Genomic DNA, 24,547 nt, shown 5'->3' with positions numbered 1-24,547 from the left:
TGTTATTTTTGTAGAAAAGGCGGCAGCAGCTTGCGCCGCTCCCGCCTTAAAATATTTTTGCTCTATTTTGCACCACAATTTAGCGTTTACACAAAATTTGGGATTGACCCCTGTCCCGTTTTGGCCGTAACTACATCGAATTTGGACAGTACACGGACTACCTGTTCCCATCCCTGGGCTGCCGGTTTATCGCTCTGAACAACGGCATTGACACGGAAAGCACCAATGGCAGCACCGATGTCATGTGCTTTTTGAACTTATTTAAGAACATAAGCTGTTTGGGAAGGGTATTCTGCTGAATCACTCTTTTTCGACAAAGCAACGCGGTTCAATCGCAAACCGTTTTCATAGAATGTTGTCAGGTATATGCCCGGACTGCGGATGCAGCCGGGTCTTTTCTTTTTCCCATTATACCACACCTACGAAGCGGTAAAAGATTTTAATGTCCTGGTGACGCTGACCGTCTATAACGGAGCGTTCCCCGATCTCGATGTGGTCAATCAGTTCCTCAACGATTTCCCGGTCAAGCTCCTGCACATCCAGATAGCGGCGGACGATGCCTGCCCATTGCCGGATATTTTCAACCTCCTGCTGGGCTTTTCGTTCCTCTGCCAGAAGTGTGTCTAAGCGGTCAGTCTTTTGTATGCGCTCCTGTTCGCTTTTCTGAATCAGAATAGCAAAGGTATCGCTATTGATCGTGCCACTGACCTTATCCTCGTAGAGTTTGACGGTCATGTGTTCCAGTTCTCCAATACGCCGCCGCAGTCGGCTGATTTCCAGTTTGGAATCTTCCTGCTTTGCGGTGCTTTCATAAAGAATCTGCTGTTTCAGCTTGTCCAGCACCTCGTTTTCATCCTGTGCCACCGCTTGACTGTGCGCCCGGATTTCATTCAGTACCAGCGTTTTCAGAGAGATTTCATAAATCCGGTGCCAGGAACAGGCGCTGTGTCCGGTGGTGGCAAAGTGTGAGCAGATATAGGAAACATACCGCTTGGATGTCCCGTTTTTTCTGCGCTGGGTCTCGCGGGTGGCTACCAGGGGATGCCCGCAATCAGCACAGACCAGTTTGCCGGTGAACAGGGCAGGCAGAGGGTCGGCACGGTTTGCTACCTGCTGTTTGACTACCCGGTTCTTTTCCTGAACCGCCTCCCACAGTTTCCGGTCAATGATTGCTTCATGGGCATCCTCGTGGCAAATCCATTCCGTTTCCGGCTTCTGTATCATGGTTTTGTCCTTGTAGGAACGGGAGCCGGTGCGGTTCTGTGTGACTATGTCGAGATAAACGGTGTCATTCAGGATGTTTTTCACCGTGGCATAGGTCCAAAGTTTGGAGTATTTGCAGATGCTTTTTTTCCGTAGTGCAGTTCCCAGTGCCAGCGGGGAGAAAGGATGTCTTTCTTGTTCAGCACCGCCGCAATCTTGCCGTAGGCCATGCCTGAATAGCGCATCCGGTAGATCTCCCGCACCACAGCGGCGGCTTCTTCATCCACCACCAGCCGGTGTTTGTCCTCATCACTCTTGCGGTATCCGTAAGGAGCATAGGCGGTCAGGTATTGGCCGCTTTTCTTTTTGGAGTACAGCACTGATTTGATTTTTCCCGACAAGTCTTTCAGATGGTAGTCGTTCATCAGACTGCGGAAGTGCAGCATATCGGTGTTGTCGCCCTCGCTGTCCAGACAGTCCAGCACAGACACGAACCGGCAGCCAAGGGACGGGAAAATCACATCCGTATAGCGGCCTACCTCTACAAAGTCACGCCCCAAACGGGACAGGTCTTTGACCAGGATCAGGTTAATCAGGCCGTGGCGGGCATCCTCCAGCATTTCCAAAAATCCGGGCCGCTGAAAATTTCCACCGCTGTACCCATCGTCCCGATAAGTCTTGACCTCCATCCAGCCATTCAGCATAACAAATCTGGAGAGGATTTCATACTGATTTTCAATGCTGGTGGATTCATCGCCGGGGATATAGTTCTTTGCCTTTGCGGAATTGGAAGCATCGTCCACACTCAGGCGGCAGTAGATGCCGACCTTATATTGCTTCTTCAAGTGGTAGCCTCCTTTCTTCCGGGATATTTTCGCTTGCGGCAATATCCCTTGCCAGCGCCGCGTCCACATTTCCAACATAGCGGTAGTAAACGCGGAGGTCACAAACCCGCTGGCCGCCCACTTTTTTGGTTTCTCCAACCTCAATGCGGTCTACCAGTTCAAAGAGAATGGATTCATCCAGCTCGGTAATCTCTGTGTACCGGCGGATAATAGCCAGCCAGCGGTTCGCATCCGTGCGGTTTTCCAGGTAGCTTTTGACCTTGCGTTCCAGTTCCGGGATTGCTTCGGACTTTTCTGCCCGTTCTGCTTCATATTTGTGCATCAGGGTTTGAAAAACGGTCTGCGGGATGGTTCCGGCGCATTTATCCTCATAGAGATTCTGCATCAGCCGTTCCAGATCGGAAAGCCGCGCCGTATATGTTTTCAGCTCCTGTTCACAGGAGGAAAGGCGGCTTTTGGCTTCTTTATCCTTTAAGCGGATAATCTGCTGGACCAGCTGTTCCGGGTCATATTCCGCAAAACGGGCCTTTTCCCGAATGTCCTCCAACACAAGCTGGCTCAGTACATTCTCATAGATGGTGTGGATGGTGCAGGCCCCCTTGCCGCTGCGGGAGTAGTTCCCACAGATAAAGGAGCTGTACCGCCCCGGCGTCCCGTCTTTATAGGTGAATCGCTCCACCTGATTTCTCATTTTGAAGCCGCAGTCCGCACAGTACACAAGACCGGTGAAGATGCTCTTATAGCCGTCAGCGGCAGAAGATTTCCGCACTTTCTTTTTGTCAATGCTGACCACGGTATCCCACAGCTCCTGCGAGATAATGGGTTCATGGGTCCCTTCCACACGAATCCATTCTTCCTCCGGTTTGCCCACGAGCTTGCGGGACTTATACGACAGCGTTCCGGTCTTTCCCTGGACCATATTGCCGATGTAAACCTCGCTGCGGACGATATTCTTCACCGTCTGGTCTGCCCATTTGTGGTTGACCCGGCGCGGATCGCTCTGTCCCTTGCGCTGGTAGTACAGCACACCGGGGGATGGGATGCCTTCCTCATTCAGCGTGACGGCGATGGCGTGAAACCCTGTTCCGGCTGCCCGCATCTCGAAGATACGGCGCACAATCGGGGCGGTGTCCTCGTCGATCACCAGATGGTGCTTATCCGCCGGATTCCGCTTATAGCCGTAGGCGGGGTAGGTTCCCATGAATTTGCCGTTTTCTGCACAGGCTTTTTTGACTGCCTTGACCTTCTTGCTGGTGTCGCGGCTATAAAATTCATTGAGGATATTTTTGAAGGGCGTGATGTCCATCTCCTGGCGGGTCAGGCTGTCCACGCCGTCCGTGATAGCCATATAGCGCACATTGTGTTTTGGGAAAAAGATTTCGATATAGCTTCCGGCTTCGATATAATTCCTGCCGAGCCTCGATAGGTCTTTCGTGATGACGCAGCCGATTTTCCCCGCCTCAATGTCAGCGATCATGCGCTGGAACGAAGGGCGGTTGAAATTGCGGCCCGTATAGCCGTCATCCACATAATACTCATACTGGAACATCCCATGCTTTTCTGCGAAGTCCCGGAGCATGATTTTCTGGTTGCTGATGCTCATGCTCTCATTGTCGCCGCCGTCATCCAGAGAGATACGGCAGTAGAGAGCGGTGATTTTTTCATAGACTTGTTTTTTCCTGCTCATAGCGTTCTCCTTCTATGAACAGGGACATGATACCATTATAGTACCATGTCCCTGTCCCTGAATCAACCTTTTTACGCAGCTTTTTCTGCCATTTCCCGCTGCTGACGCCATTCCTCGAAGTGTTCGCAGGTCTGGCGCTCAATGAGCTGCTCAAAGGCCTCCCGCATGGATTTCTCCCCGGAGAACTCCCGCACCACCACAAAACGGACTTTATTCTTCTGATTCTTACTTTTTTCCAATAAGCTACCTCCATAGAATGACAGGCCGGACAGCAGTCCCGGCAACGAAGTCCGGCAACGAACCTCTGAAAACCTGTAAACTACCGTCTGGACTGTAAATCTTACTTTGTGAATTTTCTTGAAAAATCTCGTTGCTTTCGTTGCCGGAGATAAAAATAGATATTAGAAAATGCCTTATTTACTGGCTTTTCCCGTATCCAGACAGGGAAATCCCCGGCAACGAACCCGGCAACCAGGCGGCAACCATCCCGGCAACAGACCGCCATTTTCAGGCGATCCACTCCTTCGGAAGTTCCAACTGGCGGCATTCTTCTCCGTTCAGTTCCACAAATCCATCTTCGTTGCCGGGCAGTTCGTTGCCGGAAACGTCCTGTTCCCAGCCCCTCTGCCTGCCGTACCCGGCGAACATCCTCGGATTGGAGAACGGTTTCCAGCCCGTCACCACCGTGTTCATGATCTCGTTGATATTGTGAAGCTGCCACCGCTTCGGTTCCTCATAGGCATGGCCCAGCGCCTCCTTAAAAAGCTGTTTGGAGCAGACCTGATTCCCGCTGTAATTCTCCAGAAATCCCTGTATCTGCCCGGCCTCCGTATCCTCCGGCATGAAATCCTTCTGCACCTCTACCAGCTGACGCTGGATGGGCTTGCTGAATTTCATGGAGTAGTGGCCGCTGCGGTAAATCGTCATGGCCTCCGCCCAGACCTGCAGCAGATAGGCTCTGGAGGCGTCCTCGTCCTCCAAAATGTGAACCTCCGCATTTTCCGGGTAAATCATGATGGGGAGGAACCGCCGGTTCCCAGCCCGGTCAAGAGGAAGGAAGTCCAGTGTGTTGGACGAACCGCCGAACACGCACTGACGCAGCCGGTCTTTGGGCTGGGCCTCGTAGGGTGTGCGGTAGGTTTCCTTCTGGCGGCTGATAAAGGAGCGGATTTCCTCAATGCTTTTGGCGCTGCTGGTCGCCAGCATCTCCGACATCTCAATGATCCAGTGGCCCTGCAGCTTCAAATACACCCGGTCATCGTCCAGCTTTTTCAGGTCGTCACTGAACCACTCGTCCCGGATTGCCAGCAGGCGGAAGAAGCTGGACTTGCCAGCCCCCTGTCCTCCTACCAGACAGAGCATTTCCTCGTATTTGGAGCCAGGAGAAAATACCCGCCGGATAGCCCCCAGCAGGAAGTGTTTCAGCATTTCCTCCACATAGCCGCTCTCGTCCGCTCCCAGGAAGTGATGGAGACAGGAGCGGATGCGGGGTGTCCCGTCCCAGACAAGGCCATTTAACACATCCTGTATGGGATGGTAGCAGTTCTCATTCGCCACGATGGACAGGGCTGCCGCCATTTTCTTCTCGCTGGTCAGGCCGTAGTTCTGCTCAAAATAGAGAAGCAGATACTTCACATCCGTATCCGTCAGGGCGCTGGTGTTCCTGCGCCAGCCTAAATCCCGCACAATGTCCACCCGGTCAGTTAAAAGGTTCAGCCGGATGGCGTCCCGCAGCAGCGGGTCATGGCAGAACACCGTCCGGCAGTTGCCAATGGTGTTGGCGGGCTGGCCCTTTTCCGTGACGGAGAGGCTTTCCCGCACCTCAGGGGCGCTCTGCTCCGGCGCTAAGGCTTCGGCTGCGCTCATGGCGGCCTGCCGGGTGGCTGGCGGTAAACTCTGATATTCGCTGCTCAATCTTCCTCACCTCTTTCCCGTACTGAACGACTACAGAAGCACGTTCCTCCATGCTGCCGGACAGCAGAATATCCAGCAGATACTTCGTGTACGGTTTCTTTTGCAGGGCTTCCACAAACAACGGGTTCCATTCCTCATCTGCCGTCTGCGGAGCGTATTCTTTCTCCCAGCGTTCCAGCAGATGCAGGTAATCGCACAGCACCCGGAAGCATTTCTGCTCCGCCTGCCGGCAGCGCAGTTCCTCACTGATTTTCCGGCTGACCGGCCTCCTGCGGGGCGGGTCATGGCCTTTGGCGTCATAGCGGACAGAGAAATCCTCCGCCAGCTTCAAGGCCGCATCTTTCTTGTTCAGCCCGAACAGACGGGCGGTAAAATCAATCACATCCCCGTCCGCCTGACAGCCGAAACAGTGGAACCGGCGGTCAACCTTCATGCTGGGATGTTTGTCATCATGAAAGGGACAGTAGGCCATCCCATTCCTGCCGACCTGCACCCCGTAAAACTCCGCAGCCTGCCTTGTGGGGACAGCCTGCTTCACCGCTTCAAACACATTCGATTTTCTCACCTCCAGACAGAGAAAAAGGCGTCCGGTTTCCACAGAAAATCAGACGCCTTACAACTCCATATCCTGTTTCTTTGTAGGGGCAATCCGCCCCTCCCGTTCCCAACGCTCACGGTTATCCCGGTCAGCGTTGATCTTTGCTTTTGCCAGCATATCCATAATGGATTCTTTGGCTTTCTTCTTAACCTGCTCCTTCCCGGCCTGCTTGACTTCCGGCTGCATCAGCGTCCGCTGGATTTTCGCCAGAGCGTGCTGCATGGCGTTTTTGATTTTGGTAATGACCCCATCCAGACGATCAGCGGCATACTCACGTTCCTTCTTCGGGGCCTTGCGCTCCGGCGAAAGCACCCATTTTTTCGATTCCTCCACCAGACGAATATCTTCCTTGTGCGTCTCCTGCCGAACGGTATCGGTCACGACCTCCACCGCCTTGTCGTAGGCCGCATCGGAAACATCATCTAACAGCGTCTCCACGTCCTCGATTTTGAACGTCAGTTCTTCCAGCTTCTGCTCCTGCGCCGCAAGCTGCTCCTTCTGCTTCATCAGGATATAATCCTGCTTTTCCAGATACTCCCTCCCACCGTAGGACGGTTCCTGATCCAGATGCAGCCCATGCCGTCTGGCGATGTCAAACAGGATCGTCCGGCAGACCGCATCAAAGGTCTGCTTACCAGGTGCTTCGCATCTGCGACAGCAAAGATCTGACAGATCCAGTCATAATTCAACCGTCTAAAATTCTATACAGATTTGACGAGCGCAACCAATATCTGGACCACATGATTGCTGCCGTATTTTGCTATCTTGGTTTGTAGCCGCTTGATTTTCATCACCAGCGGGATCAATATGAAATCAATCAAATGTATTTCCATGAGCGAAAGAAACGTACCCTGGCGGTAGAATATCCTGAGCTCGCCCAGGAGTGGAGCGCCCGGAATTCCGATAAACCCGATGCTGTGCTTAGCGGCTCACCGCGAAAAGCCTGGTGGCATTGCCCAAAGTGTCACCAAGAATATCAAGCCTCGATTGCCAATAGAACCAAGCATGGATCAAGCTGTCCTTTTTGCGCCAATCTTCGGGCATATGAAAAAAACTGCTTGGCAACACTCCGGCCAGAAATTGCCGCTCAAAGGCATCCTGCGTTGAATCTTCCCCTGACTCCATATGATGTGGTTCCTGGTTCCGAAAAAGAAGTATACTGGAAGTGCTCGGAAGGACATGTCTGGAAGGCGGCCATCTGTTCCCGCACCAGTCCCCGTGAAAGCAGATGCCCCATCTGCCATCCGCGAACCGTGATACGGTAGCCGAAGCGGCCCATAGATGCTACGCTTGTTTCGATTTGGCACCCCACAAAAAATTTGCCGCTTGTGCCTGATGATGTAGCCATCCAATCAAACAAAAAACTTTGGTGGAAACGTGAAAAGGGACATGAGTGGCAAAGTGATCCCAGCCACCTCTACAAACTGACGCCCTCAAAACGCTGTCCCTATTGTGACGTCCGAGCGGTCTGTGCAGATAATTCCCTGCTTACGAAGTATCCGGAATTGGCCCGGGAATGGGACAACGAACTTAATTTCCCGCTGACGCCGGATCAAGTGCTTTATTGCTCTGAGAAAAAGTATTGGTGGCGGCGGGGGGAGTTTGTGTGGCAGGCAAGCGTGAAGGATCTCCTGAGGAAAGGGGAGGGCATACCCCCGCAGCCAGTATCACAACTGCTATCAGCACCTGCGGCTGTCTGTCACTCATCCGGATTTGGCCGCTCAGTGGGACAGCTCGAAAAATGCGCCGCTGACGCCGGATCAGGTAACGGCACGTTCCAAGAAAGAGGTCTGGTGGCGCTGTAAGCATGGGCACACCTGGCCGAGCGCTATCAACAAACGGGTTCGTGGGGACGGGTGTCCCTATTACACAGATCATTCCAACAAGCTGGGCAGCGTCGCAGAAGAGCGTCCCGCCTTACTCGAGGAATGGGATTATACTCTGCACAAAGCATGTAAGGATCTGCTGCAGTGTGTGAACCAATCCGGTGGAAACGGACAGTGAAACGTATCCCTCTGATGTAGGCAAAATAAGAGAAATACTTGTATGGGTAAAAGGAAACCCCTTGGTACGATTGCGGGCAGGAGCCACAATTTTGGTCAATGCCCTCACCTTGTGCAAAATGATCGCCTGAGACAGGGGGAAATGAGTCTTGACATTGTCCGCCAATGGCGGTATAATGTCCATCACAATCGAACAGGACAGGACAGTTGAAGCGCCCAGAAAAAAGCCGTTGGCTTGCCGAAGGAGTAACACTCTCAGGTGTTCCGAGCAGGAACGAGGACTGTGCGTGAATGTCACTCTGGAGAAGCTCATGAACTGGGTGCCGAAGGGGCAAAACGGTGTGGAAGTATACCGTCAATCTCTCAGGCAAAAGGACAGAGGATGCATGCCGCTGCGGGCCGTTTTTTCGGTCCGCTGACAGGTGATGCTTATCTTTTCAGGCCGTGGGTGGACCCACGGCCTGTTTTTGTTCTAAAAGAGGAGAGAAGACGTATGTTGGAAGCATTTCAAGCGCTGGAGGCTTGGCTCTATCCCGTTGTCTGCAACATCAATGTGACCCTGTCCAGCTATATCCTGGTCTTTCTGCTGATTGGCGTAGGGCTTTGGTACTCCATCCGTACCCGGTTCATCCAGGTGCGCTGCTTCGGCGAAGGGATGCGGAGGGTGTTTGGCAATCTATCTCTGCGGGGTGGACGCCAGGAGCGGGGTATGAGTTCCTTCCAGGCGTTAGCCACCGCCATTGCTGCCCAGGTTGGTACAGGCAATATCGTGGGCGCCTCAGGAGCCATCCTCACCGGAGGACCGGGCGCCATTTTCTGGATGTGGGTCATTGCCTTTTTTGGTATGGCCACCATTTACGCCGAGGCCACTCTGGCCATTGAGACCCGGGTGGTGGATGAACAGGGCGCCTTCCACGGTGGCCCGGTGTACTACATCACCACCGCCTTTAAGGGGGCGTTCGGGAAGTTCCTGGCCGGCTTCTTCGCTGTGGCCATCATCCTGGCCCTGGGCTTCATGGGCTGTATGGTCCAGTCCAACTCCATCGGCTCCACCTTCCAGACCGCTTTCCATGTGCCGTCCTGGGCGGTGGGCATCGTGCTGGTGGTCATCTGCGCGGTGATCTTCCTGGGCGGTATCAACCGTCTGGCCGCAGTGACCGAAAAGCTGGTCCCCATCATGGCGGTGATCTTCCTGGTGGGCGGCCTGGCGGTACTGGTGGCCCGGCTGACCTATCTGCCCGAGACCTTTGCCATGATTTTCCGCTACGCTTTCCAGCCCCAGGCCATCATCGGCGGCAGCTTTGGCTACGCCATCAAGACCGCCATCAGCCAGGGCGCTAAGCGCGGCCTCTTCTCCAATGAGGCCGGCATGGGTTCCACCCCCCACGCCCACGCTCAGGCCAACGTGAAGGACCCCCACGATCAGGGTGTGGTGGCCATGGTCGGGGTGTTCATCGACACCTTTGTGGTGCTCACCCTCAATGCCCTTGTGATCATCTCTACCCTCTACACCAGCGATGGCATTCTCCACTCCGGTACCATCCCTGAGAACATCAGCAAGACCAATCTGGCCCAGGTGGCGTTCGCTTCCGTGTTCGGAACAGAGGCGGGCGCCATGTTTGTGGCGGTGTGCCTGTTCTTCTTCGCCTTCTCCACGGTGCTGGGCTGGAATATGTTCGGCAAGATCAACGTGATCTATTTGTTTGGCAGAAAGGCCGCACCCGTGTACGCGGTTATCGCGCTGGTCTTTATTTTCCTGGGCACGCTCATGTCCAACGACCTGGTGTGGGAACTGACGGACATGTTCAACAATCTAATGGTGATCCCCAACGCCATCGCCCTCTTTGCGCTGACAGGTACGGTGATGAAGATTGCCCAGGGCAGGGGCAGGAAAAAGGCAAGCAAAGCCTGACAGATCCTGAGTAAGGCGGCCAATGTGCTGCGCGATCATGAAAAGCATATAGCTGTAAGAGCCAGACGAACCTCAGCGGTTCGTCTGGCTCTTTTTTTGTGCGCACGCCTCCAAAGCGGGATATTTTATCAAGCGCTATTCTGAGCGGGGAGTAAGAAGGTCGTACTTTTTCAGTCTGTATTGTAATGTGCGCCTGGAAATGCCAAGATAATCAGCGGTATCCTGACGCCTGTACTGAAATTTCTCCAAGGCGGCGATGATAGCGGCCCGCTCATCCTCCGGAGACTCTTTTTCTGCCTCGGGAGGTGCTTGGGTGTGGACCGAGGTCAGGAACCCGGCGGGAATGTCGCTGATCTTCACCGTGGTGGAGGTGCTCATGACCACGATCCACTCGATGAAATTCCGAAGCTCGCGCACATTGCCGGGCCAGTCGTAATTCTGCATCAGTCGGTATATTTTGGGTAGAAGCCGCTTCTGCAAGCCATATTGGGCGCAGAATTTCTGTAAAAAGTAATTGGCCAGCGGTCTGATGTCCTCCGGGCGGTCTTTTAAAGGAGGTATGGTGATGGGGATGACGTTCAAGCGGTAATACAGATCCTCCCGGAACTGGTTTCTGGATACACATTCCCGCAAATCGGCATTCGTGGCAGCGATTAGCCGGAAATCAATGGCCCGGGGTTTGCAGGCGCCGATTCTAAGTACAGATTTTGTCTCCAGCACCCGAAGCAGCTTGGCTTGAAGCTCCAAAGGCATGGAGTTCACCTCGTCCAGAAAGAGGGTGCCCTTGTCGGCCGCTTCGATCAATCCCATTTTCCCCGTCTGCAAAGCGCCGGTGAAGGCGCCCCGCTCATAGCCGAACAGCTCTGATTCCAGCAGATTTTCCGGCATGGAGGCACAGTTGATCCGGACCATCTCATGGCTGCGCCGCATGCTGTTGGAATGGATGTACTCTGCGATGACCTCCTTGCCCGTTCCGGATTTTCCCTGGAGCAGAACGGAGGAATCACGCTGGCTGGCGCGGAGCGCCAGGGACATGACCTGCTGCATGGCACGGCTCCGGCTGATGATTTTTTCTGCTCCCTGGTTGTTTTCCACGGGCGTGTACTCCTCATAGCGGTCGTACCGCAGCGATTCATATTGCTGGATCAGGGATTTCATTTCGATCCGGTCGGCAACGATCAGCGCGATATTTCCCTCTCCATCAAAAATAGGATTGGCCCGCACCAAGTATTCTTTTGTCCCGCCGTCTTTCGTGATAGAGCGCTGCACCCGGGCCACTGGTTTCTTGGTGCGCATGACCTCTGTGGAAACGGGATGGTTAAAGACACCCTTTTTGTAAAGATCAAAAATGGTCTGGTTTTCATAGAAGCTGCGGGATTGGCCGCTCATGTGCAAGCTGCCGCGATTGACAAAAAGAAATTTTCCGTTGGAGTCGAAAATCGTGACGCCAATGTCCAAGTGGTCTAGTACTGTGGTTACAGAGCTCAAATCATCCAGGTTCATGCGGGAATTCACCATACATACCTCCTCGGTCAAAAACCAAAGTCTGCATCCGGAACAGGTGCCGCTGAACAGGTGCCGGCAATGGTCGTGCTCCGGATGCAGAAGATGGGGTCTCTATGCTTTTATTCTAGAGAAACGGCGCAAAACTGTCAACCAAAAAAGTTGTGCAAGTTAAATTTGAATGTACAAAAAGTGCAAAATGCGTTTTAGGGTGTAGGACGATGTGCTTAAATTGTGCAAATATGCGCAGTGCATGCGGATTCGAAATTTTGACACCGGCTGACACGGTTGCTTACACGGCCATCAACACAGAAAATCTGTCTATATGAAATAGAAATAGAAAAAATATGATATATATTTTGTCCAATAAGACTAAGCAGTCGTGAGGAAAAGGACAAAAGTCCGTTTGGCCACACAAGCCTTAAAAAATTTATGAGATCTGGAAATGTGCAAATAAAGAGGGGAATAGGCTGTGCAACGGGGGAGGGACGGGTGTGAAATGCGAAAAAAATACCAATTTTTGAGTCGGAGAGGAAATGGTGCAATTTGAGTTGGCCCTGTAATTGCTTATAAGCTTGGCAGAGTCAAGAAACAACTGCTCTTAAATTTTGAAATGGAGATGGTAGCCATGAAACCGCTGGAGGGTATCAGAGTTTTGGAGATGGGGACGCACTTCGCAGCGCCTATGTGCGGACGGATCCTGGCCGACTGGGGTGCGGAGGTCATCAAGGTGGAGGCGCCCGAGGGCGATCCCTATCGGGTGTCCTTCCGCAATCAGCGTACGCCTCAGTTTGAGGATGGCTGCCCCAGCTTTGATCTGGAAAATGCCAATAAGCAGTTCCTCAGCGTCAACGCCAAAGACACCGCGGGCCAGGAGGTCATCTATAAGCTGGCCGCCACCTGCGACGTGTTCCTCACCAACAACCGCCTGCACGCGATGCAGAAGCTGCACCTCACCTATGAGGAGATCAAGGCCGTCAATCCCAAGATCGTCTACGCGGACATGACGGGCTACGGCTCCAAGGGCCCTCTGAAGGATAAGCCGGGCTACGACTACACCTGCTTCCTGTCCCGTTCCGGCATGATGGCCGACCTCTCCCCCAAGGGCGAGAGCGTCATGAGCACCATCGGCGGCTTCGGCGACCATGTGGCGGCCCTCACCCTGGCGGCCGGTATTTCGGCGGCTCTGGTCAAGGCCAAAACCACCGGCGAGGGCGAGTACCTGACCACCTCTCTCTATCAGGACGCCATTTTCCTCCAGTGCAACGGCCTCATCCTGGCACAGTATGGACGGGAGTTCCCCAGAGATCATTTCGACTGCAACAGCGCGCTGCTGACCTGCTACAAGTGCAAGGACGGCGAGTGGATCTACCTGGCCATGCCCGAGTACAACCGCTACTGGAAGAAGATGTGCACCGACGTGTTCCAGCAGCCCGACCTGGCGGAGGACCCCCGCTTCGCCACTCTGGATGTGGCCAAGAACCACGTGGCCGAGGCCGTGGCCACCCTGGACAAGATCTTCCTCACCCAGGACAGCACTTACTGGGTGGAGCGGATGGAGTCCCTGGACATGCCTGTGGAGCGCCTGGCCCACTACAAGGACGTGGTGGTGGATGAGCAGGCCTGGGCCAACAACTTCCTGCGGGAGTACACCTACGCCGGTGGGCAGAGGACGGTGTTCTCCAACACTCCGGTGCAGTTTGCCTCCGTCCCCGACGCCGGCTTCCGCATCGGCGGAAAGATCGGCGCCGACACCACCACCATTATGGAGCAGCTGGGTTACAGCGCGGAGGAGATCGAGTCCCTAAAGCAGAGCGGTGCCGTCAAGCAGGGCTGAGCCTCTGATTTCCACAACAATAAAGATAGGAGTCATCGACTATGGTTTTCAGTGAAGACAATCTCATGCTCCGGCAGCTGGCCCGGGACTTTGCCAACAAGGAGCTCACCCCCGACCTTCTGGACCAGGTGGAGGAGACCAACGTGTTCCCGGAGGAAGTGTTGCAGAAAATGGCCGACATCGGCTTCTTCGGCATTAAGATCCCTGAGGAGTACGGCGGCATGGGCGGCAACAACATGGATTACATCGCCGTCATCGAGGAAATCTCCAGAGTGAGCGCTGTGGCCTCCCTCTATGTGTCCGCCCCCAACGGCCTGGGCGGCGGTCCCCTCCTGATCTCCGGCACCGAGGCCCAGAAGCAGAAGTATCTGCCCCCCCTGGTCACCAATGAGAAAAAGATGTGCTTTGCCCTGACGGAGCCCGGCGCCGGTTCGGACGCCTCCTCCATCATCACCAAGGCCGAGGATATGGGCGACTACTTCCTGCTCAACGGCCGAAAGACCTTCATCACCCGCGCCCCCCTGTGCGCAGACGCCGTGGTGTATGCCAAGACCAAGGACGCCGACGGCAAAGTGGGCGTGAGCGCTTTCATCGTGGATATGCACTCCGAGGGCGTCTCCACCGGCAGCCATGTGCGGAAGATGGGCCTCATCGGGGCCGCCACCAGCGACATCGTGCTGGAGGATGTGAAGGTACCCAAGGAGAACCTGCTGGGCGAGCTCAACCAGGGCTTCAAGGTGGCCATGAAGACGCTGGACGGCGGGCGCCTGGGCGTGGCGGCCATGTCCGTCGGCGTAGCCCAGAGCTGCCTGGATGAGGCCGTCAAGTACACCAAGGTGCGCAAGCAGTTTGGAAAGGCCATCGCGGACTTCCAGAACACCAAGTTCACCCTGGCCGATATGGCCACTAAGCTCCAGGCCGCCCGTGAGCTGCTCTACTCCGCTGCCGAGGCCAAGGACCGGGGCGAGAACTGCTCCGCCCTGGTGTCCATGGCCAAGTACTACGCCTCCGAGATCTGCAATGAGCTGGCGGCCAAGGCCCTTCAGCTCCACGGCGGCTACGGCTACACCAAGGAGTACCGGATTGAGCGCCTCTATCGGGACTGCCGTGTGTTCACCATCTTTGAAGGTACCTCCCAGATTCAGCAGACCGTCATTGCCCGCTCCCTGCTCAAGGACTGATAGGTGAGCGCAATGAGCGATACACCCATTTACACCCTGGGGATCGACATCGGCTCCACCACATCTAAGTGCGTGATCCTGAAGGACGGCACCGAGATCGCCGCCCAGGCCCTGGAGGTGGCGGGGATCGGCACCTCCGGCGCCCAGGAGACCATCCAAAAGGTCCTGGCCGCCGCCGGCCTTTCCCAGGAGCAGATCTCCGCCTCGGTGGTCACCGGCTATGGCCGCAAGCACTTCGGCGGAGACGCGGTATCCGTCAGCGAACTCAGCTGCCACGCCATGGGTGCCCACTGGGTTTTTCCCGAGGTGCGGACCATCATCGACATCGGGGGACAGGACGCCAAGGTGATCTCCCTCAATGAGAGCGGGATGATGGAGAGCTTTGTCATGAACGACAAGTGCGCCGCCGGTACGGGCCGTTTTCTGGATGTGATGGCCAATATCCTGAAGCTGGACATCTCCCAGCTGGAGGTCCAGGCCGCCGCGGCCCAGGCGCCGGTCTCCATCTCCAGCACCTGTACCGTCTTTGCCGAGAGCGAGGTGATCAGCCAGCTCTCCGGCGGGGCGGCCATCCCCGACGTGGTGGCCGGGATCTGCAACTCGGTGGCCAGCCGTGTGTGCGGCCTTGCCCGCCGGCTGGGTATCCGGGAGCAGGTGTGCATGAGCGGCGGCGTGGCCCTCAACAACGGCGTGCGCAGCGCCATCGCCAGAGACCTGGGGGTGGAGATCCGTTATGACTCCAAGGCCCAGCTGTTCGGCGCCATCGGCGCGGCGCTCCACGCATACAGGAGATATGTGAAAACCAATTCATCAAACAACCAATAGAAAACGACTGTAACAGGAGGGGATCATATGCCTGAAAAATACACCGTGATCAAGAAGGACAAAAGTCCGGAATCCGGCACCGGAAAGGTGCGGGCCCTGTCCAGCACCATGTATACCGACGCCATCGAGGCCAAGGCGAGAGGGGAGATGGTCTGCTGGAGCGCCAGCAATTTCCCCGCAGAAATCCTCCAGACCTTCCAGATCAGCACCGTCTACCCCGAGAGCCAGGCGGCTGCCATCGGCGCCCGGCACGCGGCCCAGGAGCTCTGCGAGCAGAGTGAGGCGGCGGGCTATTCCAACGACATCTGCGCCTATGCCCGGATCAACCTGGCCTTTGCCAAGACCGGCGAGTGCGAGGCCCAGCCCATGCCGCTGCCCGATTTCCTGGCCTGCTGCAACAACATCTGCGACTGCATGTTCAAGTGGTATGAGAATCTGGCCGTGGAGCTCAATGTTCCCCTGGTGATTCTGGACATTCCCTTCAATCCGGATTACGATGTATCGGAGGCCCAGCTGAAGTACATGCGTGCCCAGTTCTACGACTGCATTGCCCAGATCGAGAAGATCACCGGGAAGAAGTGGGACCAGGCGCGGTTCGAGGAGATCATGAAGAACGTCAAAGCCGCCAGCCAGGCCTGGGTCAAGGCCTGCGAGTACTCCAACAACATGCCCGCCCTCTTCAACGGCTCCGATATCGTGAGCAACATGGGCGGCATGGTGACCGGCCGGTGCTATCCCGCCGCGGCCGAAGCCTACAACACCCTGTGCCAGGAATACCAGAAGATGCTGGACAACGGTGAGACCACCTTCAAGGGGGAGGAGAAGTACCGTGTCATGATGGAGGGCATCTCGGTGTGGCCTTACCTCCGCTACATCGCCGATGCGCTGGCCGCTGATGGCATCAACACCACCTCCTATGTCTATGGCAACTACACTCACCGCATCTATGATAGCCTGGACGAAATGCTCATCACCTATGCCTCCGTGTGGAACTCCGTCTGCATCGAGCGGGCGGTGGACAACCGGCTGGCCATCGCCAAGCCCAACCACATCGACGGCATCCTGGTCCACACCAATCGCAGCTGCAAGATGTGGAGCGGCATCCAGGCCGAGGTGACCCGCCGGGTGGCAGAGGCCTGCGACGTGCCGCTGGCGGTCTATGACGGCGACCAGGCCGATCCCCGCAACTTCTCTGAGGCGCAGTTCGAGACTCGGCTTCAGGGCCTTGTGGAGATCATGGATGCCAACAAAAAGGCAAAGGAGGGTCAGAAGGATGAATAAGACTGAACTGTTGGAAAAATTCCATGAGATTGCTGTATCCCCCAGAGCGCAGATGGACCGCTACCTGGCCGAAGGGAAGAAGGTGGTGTTGGCCGCGCCCGTATACACCCCCGAAGAGCTGGTCCACGCCATGGGTGCGGTCCCCATGGGCGTGTGGGGCGCCGATGTGGAGCTCAACAAGGCCAAGACCTATTTCCCGGCCTTCATCTGCGCCATTGTGCAGTCCATCGTGGAACTGGGCATGAACGGCGATTATAAGGGCGCCTCCGCCATCATGGTCCCCCATCTCTGCGACAGCCTCAAGGCCATGGGGCAGAACTTCCACTGCGCCGTCCCCGAAATCCCCTTTATCCCCGTCTGCTATCCCCAGAACCGTAAGCCCGAATACGGCCTGGAGTTCACCATCTCCGCCTACGAGCGGGTGGTGCGGGACCTGGCCGCCGCCACCGGCCTCACCCTGAAGCCCGATGCGCTGGCCGCCTCCATCGCTGTCTACAATGAGCACAACGCCGTCATGCGGGAGCTGTCTGCCGCCCTGGCCATCCACGGCGAGATTACTGCCTGCCAGCGCAGCGATATCTTCAAGAGCGCCTTCTTCATTCGGAAGGAGGAGCACACGGCCCTGGTCCGGCAACTGCTGAAGGCCCTTCAGGCCGAGCCGGCGGAGCGGACCGACAAGATTCCCGTCATGATCTCCGGCATCCTGGCGGACAGCCCCAAGTTCAACAAGATCCTGGATGAGAACGCTCTGCACATCGTTGTGGATGATCTGGCCAACCAGAGCCGACAGTACCGCACCGACACCCCGGTGACCGACGACCCCATGCGGGACCTGGCGGTCAAGTTCCAGAACACCGATAACTGCAGCCTGCTGTATGACCCCAAAAAGGGCCGGGTGGGCTACATCGTGGACCTGTGCAAGAAGAACCGGGTCAAGGGCCTCATCATCGCCATTACCAAGTTCTGCGATCCCGAGGAGTTTGACTATCCCCTCATCAAGCGCGCCTGTGACGAAAACAAGATCCCCAACGTTATGGTGGAGGTCGATCGTCAGATGGTCGAATACGGCCAGGTGCAGACTACCTTGGACGCGTTCCGTGAAGTGATTTCTGAATGACCCTTCCGCCCGGCCCCCGCGGCCGATGGGGCAGGCCTCCAAAAACGTTTGAAAGGGAGAATAGGGAATGTTGGCAAAGAGAAGGTATAGTAATTTTCAATGTGCGGTCATTGTGATCTCCGTCATTTTGCTGTTCGGATTCAAGTTCATCCCCGCTCCGGCCGGACTCAGCCAGGGGGGCTTCCAGGTCCTGGGCATCCTGGTCGGGGCTCTGGCCCTGTGGCTCTTCGTGGCCGTTGACTGGACCAGCATGCTGGTACTGTTTGCCCTGATGCTGGTGCCTGTGGTCACGCCAGCCCAGGTCATCTCCGGTTCTTTGGGCAACAGCACCGTCTTTTTCCTCATTTTGTGCTCCATGCTCAGTGCCAGTCTCCAAAAGACCGGCGTGACCCGCCGGCTCGCCCTGTGGTTCGTGACCTGCAAGCTTAGTCAGAAGAGCCCATGGTACGCTGTGGCCATGATCTACATCGCCATTTTCGTCCTGGCCAGCGGCCTGTCCACCACCGCCACCATGCTGGTCTTTATCCCTCTGCTCGGCGCCATCTACGACATGCTGGGCTATAAGAAGGAGGACGGGGACAAGTTCCCTGCCATTATGATGACCTCCGTGGTGGTCGTCTCCCAGATCGCACAGTCTACCTCCCCCATCTCCCACGCCATGACCCTCATCGGCCTGTCCACCTACAGTAACTACATGCCGGAGGACACCATCGGCTTCGTCCAGTACATCGCCATCTGTCTCCCAGTGGGTATCGTGTCCCTGATCCTCTGGTACCTGCTCACCAAGTTCGTGTTCAAGCCGGACGTCTCCCGGTTCGGCACCTTGGATCTGACCCAGCTCAATAAGGAGTCAAAGCCCTTCAGCAAGGCGGAAAAGATTGCCTCCGCCATCTATCTGCTCACCATCGTGTCCTGGATCCTGCCCGGTATCGCGGAATACATTTTCCCCGCCGACATTGCGGCGCTCTGCGGTAAGCTCGACCAGAACTTTGTCCCCATGGTGGGCATCGTACTGATGCACCTCATCAAGGTGGACGGGGAACCCGTGCTGGATTACAAAGAGGCCAGCAAGGCCGCCCCCTGGAACACCGCCATCTTCATGGGCACCATCCTGATGGTCAGCAGTGTCCTCTCCAACTCCGAGCTGGGTATCACCAGCTGGATGGCCGGCGTGGCCGCCCCTGTCTTCCAGGGCATGAGCCCGGTGATCTTCGTGGTCGTGATGGTCGTGGTCTGCGCCATCGCCACCAACTTCATCTCCAACGCCATTGCCATCGCGCTGTTCTTTGCCATTAGCATGCCCATGGTGACCACCGTGTTCGCAGGACAGCTGCCCCCGCAGCTGGTCCCCATCCTCGTCACCGCGGCGGCCAACTACTCCTACGCCACCCCCACCGCCACTGCCCCCGTCGCCTTTATCCAGGAGAGTGGCTGGGTGGACGGCAAGCGACTCTTTGCCTGGGGCATGACCATCGGAATCGGCTGCGCCATCGTCGCCTGCCTGGTCGGTATTCCTCTGGGCAATGTGGTGCTGGGCGGCTGAACAGACCCGGCTGCTCGGATCGAAAGGGCCAGTGTTGTCTGAAAAGAAAGTGGGTAAGTTATGAATTTACGACAGCAGACGGTTTCTCAGATGTTGTCCGAGACAGTCGCCAAATTCCCCGACCGTCCCGCCGTCCTCTGGGCGGACGGTCGCTGGAACTATGCCGAATTCGATCGTGAAATAACCAAAATGGCCAAGGGATTTTTATCCCTTGGCCTCACGATTGGCAGCCATGCCGCGCTCTGGACGGACCCCTCCCCCCGGGCGGTGGCCGCATTCTTTGCCCTGCAGAAGATCGGCGCTGTGGTGATCATGCTCAACACCTGCCTGAAGGGCGGAGAGATCGAAAAGCAGCTGATGTGCTCGGACGCCGAATATGTGCTCCTCGAAGGGGAAGAGAAGGCGCAGTCCTTCCTGGAGGCGTGCCGCAGCGGCATGGAAGCCTGTTTTGCGGAGGGGAATCTGTGCCTCGGTCAGACGGTTCGCGTCAAGTCAGTGGTACTGTCCGAGCTGCCTGAGGAACCGCCTGAGCTGTGCTCCATGCCCGAGCCGGAGCCGAATGCCGTGGCCATGATGCTCTTTACCTCCGGAACGACCTCCGCCAAATATAAAGTAGTGTGCTCCTCGGGGGCACAGCTGGCCAGCAGCGGACGGATGAAGGCAGGCGACATGCGCATGACCGAAGAGGATGTCGTGTGCTGCGCCCTTCCCATGTTCCACACCTTTTGCATCAACTGCAACATTCTGGCGTCGGCGGCGTCGGGGGGCTGTCTCATCCTGCCCCCGGACCGGCACAGCGAGACCACACTGACGTATATCGAGACGTACCGGTGCACCATCCTCACTGCCGTTCCCAGCGTCTACCTCACCCTGATCGCCCGCCCGGATCTTCGGCCGGAGCGGGTTGCCAGCCTGCGCTGCGGCATTGTGGGGGGCGCGTACTGCTCGCCGGAACAGTTCTGCGCCATCGAGCGCAAGCTGGGCATGACCCTGCTGCCCGGCCTTGGTCAATCCGAGGTGATCGCCGGTGTCACCATCGCGTGTCCAGAGGAGAGCCTGGAGGTCCGCTCCACCACGCTGGGACACTTCGTGGACCGTTTGGAAGGGCGGATCGTCGGGCATGAGGTGCCCATGGGGGAAGGGGACACCCAGGCTGGAGAGATCCAGGTCCGCGGCCCCATGGTCATGCTGGGATACTACGAAAACGGCAAGGTCGTCTCCGCCGTGGATGAGGACGGCTGGCTCCATACGGGGGACCTAGGCTGGCAGGACGCAGCGGGAAACATCCACTATGCCGGGCGCATCAAAGACATCATCATCCGCGGCGGCGAGAACATCATGCCCAGCGAGATCGAGGCCGCACTGTCGGGGGATGCACGGGTTTCCTGTTGCAAAGCGGTAGGGATTCCGGACGAACACTATGGTGAGGTGCCGTGTATCTGCATCGTGCCCGGCAGCGGCGCTGCCTTGAGCGAGGCTCAGGTGCGGGACACCATGTGTCAGCGTCTGGCGGCCTTCAAGGTCCCGAAATTCATCCTGTTTTTTTCAAAATTTCCCTATACAAATACGGGAAAGATCAACTGCAAAAAGGTTGCCGCCATTGCCAGACAGACCATACTGGGGTCTGCGCAATAGGCGCTGGAGACGGCGGGGAGCAGCGCATCCAGGACGCCGAAAAGATGGGTATCTGGCGCAGGAGCGATCGGGTCTGATTGCCTGATGCGCTGTTCTGGACGACTTTTCAAGGGGAGTGTGTAGTCCGATCATGGCATTGTAAATAAAGTAAAAAGTGCGTAAATGTTGCAAAAAACGTATTGTAAGCGTGATTTTTGAGTGCTATACTGCATCACGGTTCCTGAATGAAAAACCAAAATGATAAAGGAAGTTGGAACAGATGCAGAAACGGAACAAGATTCTGGCCGGTGTTCTGGCCGGCACCCTGGCTCTGAGCGCATGCCCCTTCGCGCTGGCGGCCAGCTACAATGACAGCAGCGTCACAGGTGGCTCCGCGGAGTGGCAGGCCTGGGTGAGCCAGTGGGAGAGCGTGGCCACGGACTATACCAAGGTCTCCCTGACCCCCGGTGCCGACGAGACAGAGCTCAACTTCGCCTGGTACAGCAAGAGCGAGACCGGAAAGACCGCCACTCCCGTGGTCCATTTCGGCACCGATAAGGACAATCTGACCGCCTTTACCGGTACCTCCGGCCAGGTGGACACCAGCCTCACCGATGGCGTGGCCTATGACTACAACCACGCGGTTGTCACCGGCCTGGAGCCCAACACCACCTACTACTACACCGTGGAGAAAAACGGCGTGCAGACCGAGGTCCAGGAGTACAAGACCGGCAGCTTTGAGAGCGTGAAGATCCTCTACGTGGGCGATCCTCAGATCGGCGCCTCCAAGGGCCAGACCCAGGGCAGCGACACCCTGAAGGCGGACTCCGGCGCGGCCAACACCGCTGCCCGCAACGACGCCTTCGGCTGGAACCGCACCCTGGAAATCGCCTCCGCCCAGAACCCCGACCTGAACTTCATCATCTCCGCCGGGGACCAGGTCAACAAGACCGGTCAGGCCAAGGAGGAGGAGTACGCGGGCTACCTGTCCTCCTCTGTCCTGGCCAGCCTGCCCGTAGCCACCACCATCGGCAACCACGACTCCCTGAACCCCGACTACACCTACCACTTCAACAACCCCAACACCACCGGCTACGGTGAGACGGAGGCCGGCGGCGACTACTATTACTCCTACGGCTCCGGCCTCTTCATCGTGCTCAACACCAACAACTACAACGTGGCCGAGCACGAGAAGACCATCCAGGAGGCCGTGGCCTCCGATCCCGATGCCGCCTGGCGCATCGTGACCATCCACCAGGACATCTACGGCACCGGCCTGGACCACTCCGACACCGACGGCATGATCCTGCGGACCCAGCTCACGCCCATCTTTGACGAGTACGACATCGACGTGGTGCTCCAGGGCCACGACCACACCTACAGCCGCTCCAAGCTGCTCTACGGCGACGGCCAGACCCACGGCACCTACGAGTTCCGTCTGAACGAGGACGGCAGCGACTACGACTGGGACAACGCCTACAATACCCAGACTGACGAAAAGATCCCCCTGTACCCCGAGGAGGGCGACACCGCCGGCACCGCCGCCCACGACGCCTTCCAGGCCGACAACGGCTGCTACACCATTGAGGACACCACCGGTAACACAGTGGTCAACCCCAAGGGCACCCTGTATATGACCGCCAACTCCGCCTTCGGCTCCAAGTTCTATGAGCTCATCGCCGCTCAGCAGGACTACATCGCCAACCGGAGCCAGAACTGGCTGCCCTCCTACTCCGTCATCGAGATGGATGCCGACTCCTTCTCCATCGTCACCTACCAGGTGACCGCCGAGGGCAAGACCGAGGCCATTGACGACGCCTTCACCATCCAGAAGACCGATGCTGACCAGGATGAGCAGGCCAATGTGGCCACCATCACCGCCGGCGGCGAGACCTATTACCGCCTGCGCGATGTGGCCGCATCTGTGAACGGCAGCGACAGCCAGTTCAATGTGGCCTGGAACGACGGTGTGGTGGTCACCACCGGCGCCGCTTACACCGGAGCGGTGCCCACCGCCAATGCCACTGCCGGTGCCGCCGCCTCCCTGACCCTCACCGTGGACGGGAAGAGCGTCACCACCGGCGCCATGCTGGCTGACGGCAACTACTATGTGACCGCCTCCTTCCTGGCCACCCTGGGTGTGTCCCTGGGCGCCTGAGCTGACGGCACAGACGGTGTAAGACACGGATTCCCGGCGGCATAGCCGCCGGGAATCTTTATGTTCAGACGGAAAGGCGGTACAGGGTTTATAATGAGAGCACGTTTTCTGCGGTGGGGAGTCCCACTGCTTCTTTTGGCGGTATTTGTGCTGTTTGTAATCCGGATCAACCAGGGGGAACGGATTGCCCTGGTCAACCGGGAGGGCCAGACCTTTGAAAAGGGTGTGGTCACCCAGATCCTCCAGGACAACCTCCAGCCCGACGGCTCCCGGGTGGGGGAGCAGCGGGTGGTGGTGCGCATGACCACCGGCGTTCGGGCGGGGCAGGAGCTGGAGACCACCAGCTCCTCCGGCTTTCTGTTCGGCGCCGGCTGCACGGTGGGGATGCATGTTGTCGTCATGCAGAGCGTGGCGGGGGAGTCCACCATCACCAGCATCTATTCCCAGGACCGGGAGTGGGTCATCTACGGCTTCGCGGCGGCCTATCTGCTGGTGCTCTGCCTGGTGGGCGGCAAGCAGGGAGTCAAGGGCGCGCTGGGCCTGGTCTTTACCCTTTTCTGCATCCTGTTTGTGTACCTCCCGCTGGTCTATCAGGGGTGGTCCCCCTTCTGGGTGGCGGTGTTCATCTGCGTGGTCACCACCCTGGTCACCATGTACCTCATCGGCGGCCCCACCAAAAAGACTTTGGTCGCCACCGGAGGCACGGTGGCGGGGGTCATCATCGCCGGCATCGCCGCCACCGTCTTCAGCCTGGCCACCGGCATCACGGGCTGGAACGTGTCGGACATCAAGAGCCTCCTGACCCTGGCCAGCACCAGCGGGGTCCAGGTGGGAGGGCTCCTCTTCTCCGGGCTGCTCATCTCCAGCCTGGGGGCGGTGATGGACGTGGCCATGTCCATCGGCAGCGCCATCGCCGAGCTCCACGCCCAGAACCCTGCCATCTCCCGCCGGGACCTCTTCAAGGCGGGGATGCACGTGGGCCGGGACATGATGGGCACCGACTCCAACACCCTGATCCTGGCCTTTGCCGGCGGCAGCGTCTCCATGCTGGTGCTGGACTACGCCTATGCGCTGCCCTACCAGCAGATCATCAACTCCAACAACATCGGCATCGCCATCATGCAGGGCCTCTCCGGCAGCTTCGGCATCGTGCTGGCGGTGCCGGTCACCGTGGCCCTGGCCGTCCTGCTCTACACCTGGTCCGACCCGGCGGAAAAACGGTGAGAACGCCAGAGCATAGGAGAAATTACGGGGGAAGGGGGGCGGAAGGGGCCATCTTTCGTGCAGAGCACAGAGATTTTACTGGAAGCCCATTCCGTGCTATAC

19 protein-coding genes, 2 pseudogenes and 1 riboswitch are annotated in these 24,547 nt (G+C 57.2%); of the genes and pseudogenes, 14 read left to right on the top strand and 7 right to left on the bottom strand.

All coding sequences use genetic code 11. From position 1 onward, the window contains the following. Positions 1-110: 110 nt before the first annotated feature. A pseudogene (locus ACTNBK_RS05520) lies at positions 111-263 on the top strand (recombinase family protein); the annotation flags it as partial. A gap of 145 nt (positions 264-408) precedes the next feature. Here ACTNBK_RS05520 and ACTNBK_RS05515 read toward each other — a convergent pair. The 6 genes and pseudogenes from ACTNBK_RS05515 to ACTNBK_RS05490 form a co-directional block, all read right to left on the bottom strand. After that, positions 409-2,048 (bottom strand): annotated as a pseudogene (locus ACTNBK_RS05515) (recombinase family protein). Next, positions 2,032-3,735, bottom strand: a complete 1,704-nt coding sequence (locus ACTNBK_RS05510; RefSeq protein ID WP_441144324.1) for a recombinase family protein — start codon at positions 3,733-3,735, stop codon at positions 2,032-2,034. Before ACTNBK_RS05510 ends, ACTNBK_RS05515 begins: the two are co-directional and overlap by 17 nt. Positions 3,736-3,806: 71 nt before the next feature. Further along, positions 3,807-3,974, bottom strand: a complete 168-nt coding sequence (locus tag ACTNBK_RS05505) for a hypothetical protein (RefSeq protein ID WP_008121300.1) — start codon at positions 3,972-3,974, stop codon at positions 3,807-3,809. A gap of 268 nt (positions 3,975-4,242) precedes the next feature. Beyond that, positions 4,243-5,601 (bottom strand): VapE domain-containing protein, encoded by a 1,359-nt coding sequence (locus tag ACTNBK_RS05500; RefSeq protein ID WP_441144322.1) that lies wholly within the window; start codon positions 5,599-5,601, stop codon positions 4,243-4,245. Further along, positions 5,558-6,214 (bottom strand): CHC2 zinc finger domain-containing protein, encoded by a 657-nt coding sequence (locus ACTNBK_RS05495; RefSeq protein WP_441144330.1) that lies wholly within the window; start codon positions 6,212-6,214, stop codon positions 5,558-5,560. The genes ACTNBK_RS05500 and ACTNBK_RS05495 overlap by 44 nt, the downstream gene beginning before the upstream one ends. Before the next feature lie 48 nt (positions 6,215-6,262). Beyond that, positions 6,263-6,754: a hypothetical protein gene (locus tag ACTNBK_RS05490; RefSeq protein WP_441144320.1), complete on the bottom strand. Its 492-nt coding sequence runs from the start codon at positions 6,752-6,754 to the stop codon at positions 6,263-6,265. Positions 6,755-7,068: 314 nt separating this feature from the next. On the opposite strand from ACTNBK_RS05490, the gene ACTNBK_RS05485 reads away from it, so the two are divergent. The 4 genes from ACTNBK_RS05485 (at position 7,069) to ACTNBK_RS05470 (ending at position 10,162) form a co-directional block, all read left to right on the top strand. Further along, complete coding sequence (locus tag ACTNBK_RS05485) at positions 7,069-7,512, top strand: zinc-ribbon domain-containing protein (RefSeq protein ID WP_441144318.1); 444 nt, start codon at positions 7,069-7,071, stop codon at positions 7,510-7,512. Between the two features lie 12 nt (positions 7,513-7,524). Beyond that, positions 7,525-8,052 carry a zinc-ribbon domain-containing protein gene (locus tag ACTNBK_RS05480; protein WP_441144328.1) on the top strand — a complete coding sequence of 176 codons (528 nt, stop codon included), beginning with the start codon at positions 7,525-7,527 and terminating at the stop codon, positions 8,050-8,052. Then, complete coding sequence (locus tag ACTNBK_RS05475) at positions 7,961-8,251, top strand: zinc-ribbon domain-containing protein (RefSeq protein WP_441144316.1); 291 nt, start codon at positions 7,961-7,963, stop codon at positions 8,249-8,251. The genes ACTNBK_RS05480 and ACTNBK_RS05475 overlap by 92 nt, the downstream gene beginning before the upstream one ends. Before the next feature lie 296 nt (positions 8,252-8,547). Beyond that, positions 8,548-8,631, top strand: a riboswitch (glycine riboswitch). A gap of 112 nt (positions 8,632-8,743) precedes the next feature. After that, positions 8,744-10,162 carry an alanine/glycine:cation symporter family protein gene (locus ACTNBK_RS05470; protein WP_441144314.1) on the top strand — a complete coding sequence of 473 codons (1,419 nt, stop codon included), beginning with the start codon at positions 8,744-8,746 and terminating at the stop codon, positions 10,160-10,162. Positions 10,163-10,297: 135 nt separating this feature from the next. Here ACTNBK_RS05470 and ACTNBK_RS05465 read toward each other — a convergent pair whose 3' ends face one another. Continuing rightward, positions 10,298-11,680: a sigma-54 interaction domain-containing protein gene (locus ACTNBK_RS05465; RefSeq protein ID WP_441144312.1), complete on the bottom strand. Its 1,383-nt coding sequence runs from the start codon at positions 11,678-11,680 to the stop codon at positions 10,298-10,300. Between the two features lie 613 nt (positions 11,681-12,293). Here ACTNBK_RS05465 and ACTNBK_RS05460 point away from each other — a divergent pair. The 9 genes from ACTNBK_RS05460 to ACTNBK_RS05420 all read left to right on the top strand — a co-directional run bounded on the left by ACTNBK_RS05460 (position 12,294) and on the right by ACTNBK_RS05420 (position 24,445). Beyond that, positions 12,294-13,502 (top strand): CaiB/BaiF CoA transferase family protein, encoded by a 1,209-nt coding sequence (locus ACTNBK_RS05460; RefSeq protein ID WP_441144310.1) that lies wholly within the window; start codon positions 12,294-12,296, stop codon positions 13,500-13,502. A gap of 41 nt (positions 13,503-13,543) precedes the next feature. Continuing rightward, a complete protein-coding gene (locus tag ACTNBK_RS05455) occupies positions 13,544-14,683 on the top strand; it encodes an acyl-CoA dehydrogenase family protein (RefSeq protein ID WP_441144309.1) in 1,140 nt (379 codons plus the stop codon). A gap of 12 nt (positions 14,684-14,695) precedes the next feature. Beyond that, complete coding sequence (locus ACTNBK_RS05450) at positions 14,696-15,508, top strand: acyl-CoA dehydratase activase (RefSeq protein WP_441144307.1); 813 nt, start codon at positions 14,696-14,698, stop codon at positions 15,506-15,508. 27 nt (positions 15,509-15,535) lie between these two features. After that, complete coding sequence (locus tag ACTNBK_RS05445; protein WP_441144305.1) at positions 15,536-16,789, top strand: 2-hydroxyacyl-CoA dehydratase subunit D; 1,254 nt, start codon at positions 15,536-15,538, stop codon at positions 16,787-16,789. Further along, the gene (locus ACTNBK_RS05440) at positions 16,782-17,906 is read left to right on the top strand and encodes a 2-hydroxyacyl-CoA dehydratase subunit D (RefSeq protein WP_441144304.1); all 1,125 of its coding nucleotides are present in this window, start codon (positions 16,782-16,784) and stop codon (positions 17,904-17,906) included. The genes ACTNBK_RS05445 and ACTNBK_RS05440 overlap by 8 nt, the downstream gene beginning before the upstream one ends. A 67-nt stretch (positions 17,907-17,973) precedes the next feature. Next, a complete protein-coding gene (locus ACTNBK_RS05435) occupies positions 17,974-19,449 on the top strand; it encodes an SLC13 family permease (protein ID WP_441144302.1) in 1,476 nt (491 codons plus the stop codon). 60 nt (positions 19,450-19,509) lie between these two features. Then, positions 19,510-21,084 carry a class I adenylate-forming enzyme family protein gene (locus ACTNBK_RS05430; protein ID WP_441144300.1) on the top strand — a complete coding sequence of 525 codons (1,575 nt, stop codon included), beginning with the start codon at positions 19,510-19,512 and terminating at the stop codon, positions 21,082-21,084. Between the two features lie 259 nt (positions 21,085-21,343). After that, positions 21,344-23,221, top strand: coding sequence for a fibronectin type III domain-containing protein (locus tag ACTNBK_RS05425; RefSeq protein WP_441144298.1), 1,878 nt, complete (start codon positions 21,344-21,346; stop codon positions 23,219-23,221). Positions 23,222-23,368: 147 nt separating this feature from the next. Then, the gene (locus tag ACTNBK_RS05420) at positions 23,369-24,445 is read left to right on the top strand and encodes a YibE/F family protein (RefSeq protein ID WP_441144297.1); all 1,077 of its coding nucleotides are present in this window, start codon (positions 23,369-23,371) and stop codon (positions 24,443-24,445) included. Positions 24,446-24,547 lie beyond the last annotated feature (102 nt).

Source organism: Intestinimonas sp. HCP28S3_D6 (assembly GCF_052065695.1).
GTDB lineage: Bacteria > Bacillota > Clostridia > Oscillospirales > Oscillospiraceae > Intestinimonas.
The sequence above is the reverse complement of the archived record's forward strand: the minus strand, read 5'-3'. Positions and strand labels throughout refer to the sequence as shown.